11 protein-coding genes and 6 pseudogenes are annotated in these 12,940 nt (G+C 35.7%); 10 read left to right on the forward strand and 7 right to left on the reverse strand.

The window, feature by feature from the left end; translation table 11 throughout:
• Positions 1 to 21: 21 nt before the first annotated feature.
• A complete protein-coding gene (locus ACZ07B_RS00270) occupies positions 22 to 285 on the forward strand; it encodes a hypothetical protein (protein WP_464876740.1) in 264 nt (87 codons plus the stop codon).
• Between the two features lie 375 nt (positions 286 to 660).
• Here ACZ07B_RS00270 and ppsA read toward each other — a convergent pair whose 3' ends face one another.
• From ppsA to ACZ07B_RS00285, 3 genes are all read right to left on the reverse strand, one after another.
• The gene (ppsA, locus tag ACZ07B_RS00275) at positions 661 to 3,261 is read right to left on the reverse strand and encodes a phosphoenolpyruvate synthase (protein WP_464876741.1); all 2,601 of its coding nucleotides are present in this window, start codon (positions 3,259 to 3,261) and stop codon (positions 661 to 663) included.
• Between the two features lie 668 nt (positions 3,262 to 3,929).
• Positions 3,930 to 4,571, reverse strand: a complete 642-nt coding sequence (gene xynA, locus ACZ07B_RS00280; RefSeq protein WP_015251938.1) for an endo-1,4-beta-xylanase XynA — start codon at positions 4,569 to 4,571, stop codon at positions 3,930 to 3,932.
• 631 nt (positions 4,572 to 5,202) lie between these two features.
• Positions 5,203 to 5,442 carry a TM2 domain-containing protein gene (locus ACZ07B_RS00285; RefSeq protein ID WP_464876742.1) on the reverse strand — a complete coding sequence of 80 codons (240 nt, stop codon included), beginning with the start codon at positions 5,440 to 5,442 and terminating at the stop codon, positions 5,203 to 5,205.
• 166 nt (positions 5,443 to 5,608) lie between these two features.
• On the opposite strand from ACZ07B_RS00285, the pseudogene ACZ07B_RS00290 reads away from it, so the two are divergent.
• Positions 5,609 to 5,945 (forward strand): annotated as a pseudogene (locus ACZ07B_RS00290) (helix-turn-helix domain-containing protein).
• Positions 5,946 to 5,978: 33 nt separating this feature from the next.
• Here the strand turns inward: ACZ07B_RS00290 and ACZ07B_RS00295 are convergent.
• Positions 5,979 to 6,334, reverse strand: a pseudogene (locus ACZ07B_RS00295) (hypothetical protein).
• A 46-nt stretch (positions 6,335 to 6,380) separates the two neighbouring features.
• Between ACZ07B_RS00295 and ACZ07B_RS00300 the strand changes: the two are divergent.
• From ACZ07B_RS00300 to ACZ07B_RS00315, 4 genes and pseudogenes are all read left to right on the forward strand, one after another.
• Positions 6,381 to 6,513, forward strand: a pseudogene (locus tag ACZ07B_RS00300) (SAR2788 family putative toxin); the annotation flags it as partial.
• 29 nt (positions 6,514 to 6,542) lie between these two features.
• On the forward strand, positions 6,543 to 6,908 hold the full coding sequence (locus tag ACZ07B_RS00305; protein WP_251217969.1) for a hypothetical protein: 366 nt from the start codon (positions 6,543 to 6,545) through the stop codon (positions 6,906 to 6,908).
• A 180-nt stretch (positions 6,909 to 7,088) separates the two neighbouring features.
• Positions 7,089 to 7,735: pseudogene (locus tag ACZ07B_RS00310) on the forward strand (SOS response-associated peptidase).
• Between the two features lie 69 nt (positions 7,736 to 7,804).
• Positions 7,805 to 7,897: pseudogene (locus tag ACZ07B_RS00315) on the forward strand (ATP-dependent DNA ligase); the annotation flags it as partial.
• A 174-nt stretch (positions 7,898 to 8,071) separates the two neighbouring features.
• On the opposite strand, the gene ACZ07B_RS00320 reads toward ACZ07B_RS00315, so the two are convergent.
• Positions 8,072 to 8,944 carry a LysR family transcriptional regulator gene (locus ACZ07B_RS00320; protein ID WP_014477037.1) on the reverse strand — a complete coding sequence of 291 codons (873 nt, stop codon included), beginning with the start codon at positions 8,942 to 8,944 and terminating at the stop codon, positions 8,072 to 8,074.
• Between the two features lie 124 nt (positions 8,945 to 9,068).
• Between ACZ07B_RS00320 and ACZ07B_RS00325 the strand changes: the two genes are divergently transcribed.
• Both ACZ07B_RS00325 and ACZ07B_RS00330 read left to right on the forward strand, forming a co-directional pair.
• Positions 9,069 to 9,608: a YbaK/EbsC family protein gene (locus ACZ07B_RS00325; RefSeq protein ID WP_251217743.1), complete on the forward strand. Its 540-nt coding sequence runs from the start codon at positions 9,069 to 9,071 to the stop codon at positions 9,606 to 9,608.
• Positions 9,609 to 9,712: 104 nt separating this feature from the next.
• Positions 9,713 to 10,654: a DMT family transporter gene (locus ACZ07B_RS00330; RefSeq protein ID WP_464876743.1), complete on the forward strand. Its 942-nt coding sequence runs from the start codon at positions 9,713 to 9,715 to the stop codon at positions 10,652 to 10,654.
• 405 nt (positions 10,655 to 11,059) lie between these two features.
• Here ACZ07B_RS00330 and ACZ07B_RS00335 read toward each other — a convergent pair whose 3' ends face one another.
• Positions 11,060 to 11,248 (reverse strand): hypothetical protein, encoded by a 189-nt coding sequence (locus ACZ07B_RS00335; protein ID WP_464876744.1) that lies wholly within the window; start codon positions 11,246 to 11,248, stop codon positions 11,060 to 11,062.
• Positions 11,249 to 11,464: 216 nt separating this feature from the next.
• Here ACZ07B_RS00335 and ACZ07B_RS00340 point away from each other — a divergent pair, with 216 nt between their 5' ends.
• Positions 11,465 to 11,821, forward strand: a complete 357-nt coding sequence (locus ACZ07B_RS00340; protein WP_251217740.1) for a hypothetical protein — start codon at positions 11,465 to 11,467, stop codon at positions 11,819 to 11,821.
• A gap of 68 nt (positions 11,822 to 11,889) precedes the next feature.
• Here ACZ07B_RS00340 and ACZ07B_RS00345 read toward each other — a convergent pair.
• Positions 11,890 to 11,996: pseudogene (locus tag ACZ07B_RS00345) on the reverse strand (hypothetical protein); the annotation flags it as partial.
• A 124-nt stretch (positions 11,997 to 12,120) separates the two neighbouring features.
• Between ACZ07B_RS00345 and ACZ07B_RS00350 the strand changes: the two are divergent.
• The gene (locus tag ACZ07B_RS00350) at positions 12,121 to 12,495 is read left to right on the forward strand and encodes a YoqO family protein (protein WP_251217739.1); all 375 of its coding nucleotides are present in this window, start codon (positions 12,121 to 12,123) and stop codon (positions 12,493 to 12,495) included.
• Positions 12,496 to 12,940: the final 445 nt, after the last annotated feature.

The raw sequence follows: 12,940 nt of genomic DNA on the forward strand, positions 1-12,940 counted from the left end.
TTGTAAATGGAGTTGGTATAATTGAACATGAGGAAAATCTTATTGAGTTCTGCTTTATCCTTTGGCATGCTCATATCCGCGGTTCCCGCATTGGCTGCTGGCACTTCGTCTGAGGTTGCAGTAAAAAATGAAGAATATGATTACGATACTATATACCGCATTAGTCCTCTACCAATGGACCTCCAGCCAACAATAGAATACAACGGTTATACTTATACGCTTACACGTCATTATTTTGATTACTCAATCGGGTTTTACACGGCTATTTATACAAAAGTTGTTTAAACTCATAAAGGAGCTTTTTAGCTCCTTTTTCTCTTGTTTTAAGCAAGGTATTTCTTTCTATGTCGTCCCCTATCAAATACAATATCAACATTCTCCAGTTCTCTTTGACACGAACAAAATCTAAAGTTTGGTTTTAAATGCTGGTAATAAAAAATTCATTTTAAAGAAGTGCCGCCCGCAAAATACGGCTTTTGCACACTACGCCAATTTTATATAGAAAAGCCAGACCTCCTCCAAGAGGTTCCAGCTTTTCTTAATGTGCTATCGATCTTCGTTAGTTCAACGGAACTTTATCATTCGGTACAATTGCAGCCTCCCAACTTCTAGTTAGGGCTGATGGCGGAATATCTGATGGCTCTCTACACACATCAGACATTATAAGATTTCAATGTAGCCTTCTGTCCCATGAACGCGAATTCGTTGCCCATCTTTTATCAGCTTGGCAGCATTTTCAACGCCAACAACTGCAGGTAAGCCATATTCACGGGCTATAACAGCTCCATGGGTCATCAGCCCCCCAACTTCGGTGACTAGGCCTTTTATGGATACAAACAATGGTGTCCAGCTTGGATCGGTAAAGGAGGTAACTAATATATCTCCATCTTCTAAATCAGCATCTTCCATGTTTAAAATGACACGCGCTCGCCCCTCTATAACTCCGGAGGAAACAGGTAGACCTACAATCGCTCCGGCTGGGAGATTTTCTCGTTTATACTCACCTGTAACGATTTCACCATCAGACGTGATAACACGTGGTGGAGATAGTTTTTCATATAATGTGTACTCGTCTTTTCGTGTACTGATGATTTGATAATCCAGTTTATGTGTGCGCACGACTTCGTGAAGTTCTTCAAAAGTGAGATAGTATATATCTTCTTTTTCATGAATAACGCCCGCTTCTATGAGTTGTTCGGCTTCTTTCAGTAAAGCCTGCTTATAAACGAAGTATCGATTAATCATTCCATATTTTGGATATTCCCTAAACCCGCTGAAATTCCGGATGATATCTATCATTCGTTTTGTTTCTTTGGCTTTTTGTTCACCATCCGGTAATTGCTTCAATCGATCTAATAACTCTTGTTCTTTCTTCAAAGCTTCCTGTCGCCCTTGCTCAAATTTCCGATGGCTGGCATTAGGCCCACTGTTATTGATATTATTAAGAATCATTGGGATAAGTGTAGTTGGTTTTTCGCTCCATCGAGTTCTTGTAATATCAATTTCTCCAATACATCGCATTCCGTATTTGCTGAGATAATCATAGATTGCGTCTCGGGTTTTGCTTCCGCCATCAAACTTAGCCAGTTCATCCAAAAAGTTATCATCTTTTACATGTTGTAAGTAATCAATTACCTCTGGATAAGGACGAATCACATCTGCGACGTCTAATAGCGCAAGACCCATTTCTGAAGTAATATTATAGGGTACAGATTGAGAAAGCGTATCTGCTGCGTTTTTTTCACCTAACCACTCGTTCATTTTTTCGTTAATCCATAATGAAGCATTCATAGCAGTTCGAATTAGAACCGAACTTTTTGGGTTAAATAAAATCTTCTTTAATTCCTGAATATCTTCCAGAATAAAACGAAATAAATCTGATCCTGATTTCGTGTGGATGATTTGTTTTAACTCTTCTATCGATGTTTGACTGCTCTCAATCAAATCAGACACGATTGTCGGATCGTTTTCAACTTGAGCCGGCATATCTGCATTGCCTCTGCTGGGATTTGGTGCTGTTTTATCATTTGGTATCGACTTTATGAAATCTCGTCGCTTTATTATGGTCATAAGTGCGTCTTTTAAGAGCTGATCGTGCTGCCCCATGCCTTTTAAGAAAACTTCTCTGCTGTCAGGGGATGCCAGATGATGTGTGACATCAACAAATAGCCTTCCACCCGCTTTACGCATGGGTGCAACAGTCGTCAACAGAAAAAAAGACAATCCCAGTGGTTTTATGGGATCCGTCATCATTTGTTGATGACCAACAGAAATATAGACGTGATTTTCTTGGTCACTCGCTTCAGGGATGGGGAATAAAGTAGTGATTGGACGACTCTGTACAATATAAAAAGTATCGCGGGCCAAACACCATTCGATATCTTGCGGCTGGCCGAAATGAGCTTCGATCTGTCTTCCAATGCGTGCCAGCTGTAAAATTTGTTCATCAGTCAGTGTTTGAGCCTTTTGCTGATCAGAATCGATCTGCTGTGTTTCTGTTCCGCCTTCTTTTCGTCCGTAGATAGCCATTTTTTTAGTTGCTATTCTCTTACCGATGATTTGCCCATCCTGTACTTTATAACAATCGGCAGATACCAAGCTAGAAACCAGTGCTTCACCAAGTCCAAAACCGGCATCGATGGATAACACCTTTCGGTTGGAGGTAATCGGATCAGCGGTAAATAAAATCCCCGAAGCCTGAGGGAAAACCATCCTTTGAACGATAACGGATAAATAGACTTGGCTGTGGTCAAATCCATTTTGCATACGGTAAATAACCGCGCGATCCGTAAATAGGGACGCCCAGCATTTACTGATATGCTGCAAGATTGCATCGACGCCGATTATATTTAAATAGGTGTCTTGTTGACCGGCAAAAGAAGCATGTGGTAAATCTTCAGCAGTTGCACTAGAACGCACGGCATAGGCATGTTCCTCGCCGAACTGGGAGAGATAGTGAGCCACTGCTTTCACAACATCGGAAGGAATGTCTACTTCCATAATGATTTGCCGAATCTTCCGGCTGATGTTACCAATCTGATCTCGGTCCTCAACTTTTAGCATCGCCAACTGATCCAACAACACTTGTAACGTTTCGTTTTGTTCGATGGCTTTTTGATATCCTACTGTTGTGACACAAAATCCTTGTGGTACTTGTATACCTTGAACTTTTGATAATTCCCCTAAATGTAACCCTTTTCCTCCAACGAGCGAAAGCTGTGTTTTTTCAATTTCATGTAAACCGAGAACCAAAGAACTCATTCTACATCTCCCCTTCAAAAAATAAATATTGACAAGAGCTTCCCAGCAGGATATAATAAAATTATAAGATGGGTATCTATAACTTTTTAACCAGAAAGCGCACGTAGTGTGATTATATCACCGTGTCTGTTTTTGTGCAATATAAAAAGAACCTGGGCAATTTCACCAGGTTCTTTTCTTAATTTCCGTAACTAGTCACATTAAAAACTTGGTTCGAGCTGATTCAATCCTCTTAGGAAATCCTAAAGTTGGTTCTTTTTGGAACTAACCTGCTTTATTCGTAGGTCCCCATTTATAAATTAGACTTTTTGTTCTTAACAGTCCCACCTTTAACTAGTATAAAGTTATGAGGATCTGGTTAACTACCAGATATTTTTATTTTGAAAAAGGCTTATGTTTGATAAAGAAGGGTTATGTAAAGGTATCTGTTGTGAGCAAGCGCTGACTACAAAAAATTGATAGCATTCTCATTTAAATACCATTCTATTAACCTATAGGGAAAGTTTTAAAACCAGATGGAGAATACCCTACCTCCAGCAATTCCAAGGCCGTTCACCTAGTAGAAAACAACCTTTAACCATTACTAACGATTTTAATAATCATTGATTATAAAACTTCTCAAGGAACGATCAGCAGCCCGTTAGCTACCCCTGATTAAGGATGATCTGCTACCACACTGTTACGTTAGAACTTCCACTACTTTGATATCCTTCTGTCGCCATGACTTGGTAAGCCCAATTACTGCCCAGATTCATTCCATGGCTCTTCCATGCATTAACATGATTGCTGAAAGTGATTGTAGCGTTGCTTCCAGTTGGTCTCTTCGTCTGACGAACACTCCAGTACTGCGTAAAAGTAGTGCGATCGCCATCAATGGAAGGTGCGTTATAACGTGTAGTTGTATATATGTCATATGTACCCCCATCACTTTTTACAGTACCCTTATACGTTCCAGTAGGTCTATAAGTACCCCATGAATCCACTACATAATATTCTATGAGCGGTGATCTCGTCCAACCATATAAAGTTAAATATCCATTGCCATTCGGTGCCCAAACTCCGGCATTATAGTTTATCGTCCTAAATGGCGAACCTGTAGTCCAACCTTTACCAACAACGAAATTTCCGGTATTAGACCAATTAACACTGTAATTCCCGCCAGACCCATTGACAGCGTTTACTATACCGCCCCCATCAGTCCAATTTTGCCAGTAGTCTGTGCTAGCTGCAGAGGCGGTTGCCGAAAACAAGCTAATACTCATTAAAGCTGCCGATAATCCAACTAAGAAATTCTTTTTAAACTTAAACATATGTTACCTCCTATAATATTTTTTCCGACTTTGAGGTAGCACTCGTATATATTTAAAACATTCTTAATTACTAACGCCAAAGCTTTTGATCGTCCCCTTCAGTATAATACCACGAATTCATGAGCGAATATTAAAAGTATTTGTAATTTAATTACAAATACCTAAAAATCACATAATAAATGGTTTTGTCCTGCCATATCCTGATCCTTTTTTCGCAGGATCACAATTCTTGTTTCTAAATCTGATGGAGCAATATCTGTAATCAATTACCATTCGGTCCATTTCGTACAAAGGAGATATGCATTAGAGATTGTGAAATCATTGTAGCTGCCGCTTGTCTAATGAAGGGAAGCAAATTTATGAAGAATATGAAGAACTGAAGAAGAAAACAATTAAGGTTATACTAAGAAAGAACTGCTCAATTAGAATTATTGACCAAAAATTTGAGGATGATAACTTAGATCAGTTTTACAAAGAAGTTACGAGATTGTTATTTGAAAGGGCTCTGAAAAAGAAAAATAAGAATTGACAATCAGGGTAACTGTGGAATGTAACCGAGCCTCCAATTCAAAATAAATTTCTCTAACATTCTTTTTTTATTTAAAGAGGGACTGTATATCCCTCTTTAAAATTAAGCCTTAGATTGCTGCTGGAAGTAATAAAAATTGTACTTTTGATCAAACGCTTCTTCGCTTCCACATAGAAAAATAATGAATTCAATAAATGCGATAATAGACGGAATACCAGTCCAGCAAAACAAAATATATAGAATACCTTGTCCTACTCTTCCCAAATAAAACTTATGTATTCCCAGACCCCCGAAGAAAAATGCTAATAATGCCGCTACAATTTTGTACTTCTTGCTTACCATGACTTCCTCCTAGTTCATTGCTACCTTTTTTTAAAGTGATGCTTTCATATTTATAATGCATTTCCACCATAAATCGTGAAAATTTTGTAATTCTTTTGAGATATTTTTATTTTATTAAGAAATGAAAACTCATATAATTGATGGTTTTGGGAGGCGTTTATTCAAAATCTATGGCCAAAGATTACGTCAATTACGAAAGGCACACAAATTAACAATGGAACAGTTAGGTGAGAAAATTGGAATTGCAAAATCAAGTTACGGTGGGTATGAAGCTGAAAGCAAAAAACCACCATTGGACAAATTGGTTACTTTAGCTAGACTATAAGATGTTTCAGTTGATTACATACTTGGGTTAACAGATGATCCTGATCCTAAAGTGAAAAGAAAGAATCTAAAAGAGTTTTTAGAAATCCGATATTCACTGGGATGGATATAAACTTACCCCTGAGATGTTAGATCCTATCCGGAAAATTTTGAAGTTGATTACTGCAAACAACAATTAGTAAAGTCCGCATAAGGGCTTTTGCATAAAACAATTATTTTATTGAATTTTCTGGACTCATTTCAAGAAGTTTATTCAAGATGATAGCTAAACTTTCACCAGCTTTTTGTGGCTTCTCACCTGGTTTTATCAGAGTAATTAAAGCACTTAAAAAGTCCACTAAGCAATTTCGATTTATTTCAACTGTTTCTTTATTAGCTTTGTAAGCTTCCTCAAACTGATCAAATTGCACACCCTTCATAGCAGCAACAGCTAATTTATCATAAATATTCCATATGACTCTGTTAAACTAAAAAATCTTTTGACATTGATTAGTAAGGCAATGCACTTTAAATAATCGTACCCCAGACCAATATGTAAATTGCCTGCAGCAAACAGCAAATCGTTCAAAACTGTGTACGGTTCACCATTCCTTGCAACTGTCTCAATCCCTTTGTATAAGTATAATAAAAAGACAAATGAATTTTTATCTGTGGAACGCTCAGGTAATAAGGACACTATAATAACTTACTTTAAGCCAAAACATCCAAATAAAAAAGGCTGGTTATAATTATTATAAAAATCAATAGGAACTATAAATATATAAAGAGGGATTGCTATGGCAAAATTATATACATGTTTAATTTGCGGATATAAAGGATTAATTCAAAACCCATTAAACAATGAGGGTGAGTATCAAAAAACATTTGATATCTGCCCTTGTTGTGATTTTGAATACGGATACAGTGAAGATCATGACGTAAGCTTAGGTTTTATTGTAACTCCAGATTATTTAATTGACGCTGCAATTCAGTTATACCGAAAACAGTGGATTGAGAATGGAATGAAAATTGCAAATCCTGAAGATATTCCAGAAGAATTAAGAAACGGTGACTGCTTAAAATTCGAGGTGTTGTTAAAGCAATTGAATAGCCTAAATCTCGATACAGAAAACTTTGAAATCAAGGGATTTAATGGTTATTAGGCAGCTTCAAGCCCCCGGTATGGGGGCTTTCTTATTATTGTAAAGACTATCAGAAGACTGTTTAAGTATTAATATCATTGATTATTCTTTCTCCATATTCCCCTGACCAACACTTCAACTTCTTTAACCTCAACTGTTTGCTGCATCACATCCCTCCTTTTTGTTTTTCGTGTATCAAGCTTGTACAATGACTTCATCAAGCAATTCAACATAGATCACTTCTTACCTGAAGACGAATATCATCCAAGCTATAATATCGCTCCTTCACAAAACATCCTTACAATCATTAACGATGGATCAAACAACCGTCTGGTCAAACTTAGATGGGGGCTTATCCCTCCTTGGGCTAAAGATGAAAAGATAGGCATAAAATGATTAATGCTCGAGCTGAAACATTGGCCGAGAAGGCAAGCTTTCGAAAACCGCTCGTAAGTAAACGTTGTATCATACCCGCTGACATTTTTATGAATGGAAACGCCTTGATCCAAAGACTAAGATTCCTATGCGGATTAAACTTAAAATCGGCGAATCTCTTTGCTTTTGCCGGCTTATATGAAAAGTGGAACACGCCAAAAGGCAATCCTTTATACACATGCACAATCATTACAACTAAACCTAATGAACTTATGGAAGACATTCATGATCGCATGCCAGTTATCCTTACTGATGAGAACGAAAAGGAATGGCTTAACCCTAAAAATACTGATCCTGATTATCTACAAAGCTTACTGCAACCTTATGATGCTGATGACATGGAAGCATACCGGGTTTCATCTTTAGTGAATTCACCTAAAAACAATTCACCTGAGCTCATTGAATCCCATTAAGTACCACTGCCATATCGCTTTATATATCACCTTCGCTTGGCTAATATGTTCTAAGTAGGAGGTGATATTTTGTTTGTATCGCCAAAGCTATTGCATTCAATAAAAGAGCCATTTGACGACGAGAACTATATCACTGAGTTTAAGTTATCAAGACTAAATTTAAAATAATATAGATAAAATAAGGGGTCACACATATAATATATGTCTAATATGTATGACCCCTTTATTCAACAAACGCCCCCGTTTGTTGAAGTGCATTCTTTCACAAAATACAAAATTACCACAATCGATGCTATAACAATGTGCAGTTATTTTACATTTGGATTCATTATAAACTTAATCACTCTCTGTTCTATACGATAAATATTCTAAAAACTTTTTGGATGCAATAGAAAGTGATTTATGCTCTCTTGTTGCAATACCAATTTTTCTGAAAGCAGGTACTTCAAGCTCTTTTGCTATTATTTTGTGAGGAATACGCTTCAATATTAATTCTGGCAATATACTGATTCCAAGTCCGTTTTCGACCATAGACATAATTGCATAATCATCCCATGTGGTAAAATTAATTTGTGGTGAAATTTGATGTTTCTCAAAAATCTCGGAAATTTCTGCTTTTGCTCCCTTTTCCAATAGCATGAAAGGGTTATTCATTAATTCCTCAATTGGAAACTTTTCCTGATTAGCAAGAGGATGATCTTGCGGAATCACTACGAGCAATCTATCTTGTTCTAAGAATGTTGTTTCAAGTTCTGCTTTTGATGGTAATCGCAAAAAGCCGAAGTCAACACGTCCATTTAAAATCCAACTTTCAATCTCTGTATAATCACCAAGCAAAATTTCAAAGTCAATTTTAGGGTAATCTTTCTTAAAAACTCTAATAATGTTAGGTATCCAGTGGGATGCTATGCTAGAAAATGTCCCAATACGTATCATACCAGACTCCATATTATGTAAGTCTTCGATTTGCGTCATTAAAATTTCCTGCTCATTACAAATCCTTTTTAATTGAGGTAGTAATTTTAATCCATCCGTTGTTAAATTGATACCTGTTCGTCCTCTTTCAAATAGGAAAACCCCCCATTCCTTCTCTAAATCATTAATCATACGGCTAATTCCAGACTGCGTGTAGCCCAATACTTCCGCAGCATTTGTAAAGCTGCCAAATTCTACAGCTTTTACGAATGCCTTATATTTTTGGATATTCATTCCCTTTCCCACCCATCTGTTTTTGTCATGGATACTATGCTAAAAATTCGTTTTTGTAATACATGTGAACATGATATGTTATTACTATTATAAATTCAAGTTAAGAAAGGAAAGGGATATTAAGATGTTTTTTGTTAGTGATATTTTAGAAAAAGCTCCAGATAGCTATAAGTCTCCACTTCAAGAAAAGGTCTATAAAACACTGGAAAACTTACAGATTTCATTTGAACGAGTCCTTACAGATGAAGCCATTTCAATGGACGACTGTATCGAGATAAATAAAAAATTGGATATGAAGATGGTAAAAACACTATTCCTCTGCAATAATAACAAGACTGAATTTTATCTATTTATTACTACTGCCGATAAACCATTCAAGTCAAAAAATTTCAGCAATGCACTTGGCATTTCTCGTGTATCCTTTGCTCCAGTAGAGCTTATGGAACATATACTTGGCGTAAAAGTTGGGGCTGCTACTGTATTCAGTGTATTAATGGATCAGGAAAATCTTGTTAAGGTTGCTATTGACAACGATGTGCTTTTAGACGAGTGGTATGGTTGTAGTGATGGAACGACAACTGGATATTTAAAAGTTAAAACGAACTTAATCGTCAATAACTTCCTTACCTATGCAAATCACATTCCGACAATTATTGAAATGTAATATTAAGAAAAAGTTGTACTAAAAAGTTAAATCTAGCTCTAATAAACTTTTTCGCACTCGATTGGACGTAGATAAAGAAATAATGAATTAAAAGGAGGAATATGATGAATCAAAAGCGACTATTCCTAAATTATGGATTATTAGTTTTTGTCACAGCTTTATGGGGACTTAATATGGTTATGATTAAAGTTTTGGTGGAGGTTTTACCTCCACAAACCATGACGGCTTTTCGAATTATGATGGCTGGAATTACAGCATTAATTTTAATTGTGCTTGGGAAATCCTTTCGTCGTTTATCAAAAAGAGAATGGCTATATACACTACTTGGAATGCTATTTAGTGTCATTCTTCATCATGGGCTTATTGCAGTAGGTTTAACAATGATTGATGCTTCGAATGCTTCTTTAATTCTTGCATTAGTGCCGCTTACAACAGCAGTTCTAGCTGTCCTTTTTTTAGGTGAACAATTAACAAAACTACGAACAATTGGTTTTATCCTCGCATTAATTGGTGTATTTTTTATTAAAGGTGGTTCAATTAGTAACATACAATTCTCTCAAGGAGAAATAATTATATTTATAGCTATGTTAGTTCAGGCAATTAGTTTTATTTTTGTAAAAAAGGCAACAGCAACACTTGATTCAAAACAGGTAACAACTATAATGTACCTAGTAGGTTCAATAGGTTTATTAATTATAAGTTTTATAACCGAACCTAAAGGCGTTAGTGAGATGGGTTCCGCCAATATATATATTTACTTACTATTCATTTTGTCGGGGGGAGTTGCAACAGGAGTTGGGTATATTGTTTTTAATGCTTCGATTCAGCAAATTGGAGCAGGAAAAACTGCCATATTTAATAACTTTGTTCCTTTTTTTGGTCTTGTGTTCTCCGCAATATTCTTAAAAGAAACCATTAAATCTTCACAATTAATTGGATTTTTATTTATTGTAGCTGGAGTTCTATTTGGGACAGGTTATATCGAAAAGAAATGGGCGAAAAAGCATAATCGTGTTGATAATACCAGTAAGAAGAGTATAGTCTAATTAACACTATTTTTCATTCGCCACTATAAAAGAATTACAGGAATTATTTCAATTAGATAGAAAAAAACCGATCTTATATTTATTATTAAGGTCGTTTTTTTGGTTTAGTACTATTTATAGTTAAAATATCAAGTAGTTCGTGAATAAATGTATGCCATGTTTGTGACACAAGAAAGATTCTCTTCATTTATTACAGGAATGCTGCCACGATAGTTGCATAAGAAAAAGCTCCACATTAGAGAATATGGAGTTTTTAGTGCGAGTGTTTGATGTTTTTATACATTATGCTTTATTTTCTTTCTCAAGTTTTTTTATTCTTCGTCTCAAGTTTTATTTGCTCTTGATTTGGCACTATGCTTACCCCTTTCGGATAAAATAAATATTTTATTTTTATTCTGTAATTCATCACCAATCCAGTTCTAAATCGTTCATAATACTTGTCAAAGCATCGTGCTCTTCTGCTGTTATTCCGTAATCAGCAAGCCTGTTTAAATAGTCTTCTCGTTCGTGTTTGGTCAATTCTTTTCCCTCTTTAATTCCAATCCGAAACTGTTTGATATACCCTAACGCCAGATTCCGCTTTCCTTCAATCACAACGTACTCCAACTTGATGCGCCAAGTGTTTCGTCAGCCGCCAGTAGATGGATTTTTTCGTTTGACTTCGTCATTTACTCGGTCTCCTCTTTCAAAGGTCATATTAAACCTTATAAAATACCCTACCAAATCCTGATTTTTATAGTATACAAAGCACTTTTCCTTAAATACCCAAAAGTTTACAATAAAGATGCATCATAATTTAAAAGAATGGAGATGGTTAAAATTAATTACAAAAAAGTGCTGACGGGCTCTGTTTTATCACTAGGTCTTTTAATTCCAGTTTCTCCAACTTTTGCAGCAACAATCGATCATAACTCAACCCTAAACGTAAGAGCTGATGCTCCTCACGTAGAAAGTAAAGCTCAAAAAATTCTAGTAAGAAAAACAGTTTCACAAGTCTCGATGGATATAGCTAGATGGAAGGTTGAAATTGGTGACACTATTAAGTATGATGAAAATGGCTATTATGGTACTTTAACCGCTAATAGAGCATATTCTTCTACTGACAAATACGGCACCAAATACTATGTTGAATATGTTGGGTATGCGTATTCTGATATTGGTACTTGAGTCGAGAAGGCGGGATTTTCCGCCTTTCGTTCTTTCTCAAATGTTTTTATGTGATTGCCTTCGCATCAAACCCTTACTTTTGTTCCGTTTTCAAATTCATTATTAAAAGCAGCTACTTTCTCAGTTCCTGCATAAATACATTTATACTTGCAGTCTCGACTACATAAGTTTTCATTATCTCCGCTCCTTGGAATCTAATTAAAATCACGATTTTAAGTTAACTTTAAAGTACATCGTCTTGAGAAATTCACCTTTAATTGGTGAGCTGGCACCTAGGATCATACAAAGCAGGTGATGTCTTGAATAAAATAATCGGAATAATTGGATTAATTGTTTCCTTAATTGTGCAAGGGTTTTCAGCAAGTGGTTCGTTGACTCATGAGATTGCTATGGCTTGTCTATTTGTATTCCTAATAATTTATAATTTTGAACATGCTAAGGATTTCTCAAAAAAATCTCTAATTGTTTTAGGAGCAACCTTTATAGTTCTAATGCTAGGGATTTATCAACTCATTTTCTTTACCGGTGATTACTTTGATAGGCTTAACTTAAATATTGGACTTATCATCTTACTTGAGAACGCTTTGATCATTGTTTTGGTATCTATTGCAGTAAATTTAATGAAACTTATTGCGAATCGGTTAAGGAAAACACCTCCTGGTAAAGAGTTTTAACTCATTGCCTTGTGGTCTCTTATGTATGAAATCAAATGCTTTCCCTAATTCCTTCTCTTCTGTTACGCTGAGTAATAACAATTACTTGCCATATCTTATATTGCATAATACGGTTAATCAGTCGAGATCATTGAGGGATCAAAATATGGCCAAATAAAAAAACGATGGATGTTCCATTTCCATTAAAAAGACAAAATTAAATATGTAGTACTTCACTCAGAACATTTTTCTTATTAAAGATATAATAAGTGTTCGTATTAATTTTTCCTGTTACGATAACGATCAAAAACAGAGTTATCTTTCTCAATTCAAACTAGAAATTATTGTGCTTTTTTAAAAATTTTTCTTTACCTTCACTTTTATATATGCAATCACAAAACATTCGAGCGGAACCATTATATGTAACTGAAATGCAGGTATAAGCGCTATTATATAGGGATTTCAC

It is taken from the genome of Bacillus sp. 9.4 (assembly GCF_055486415.1).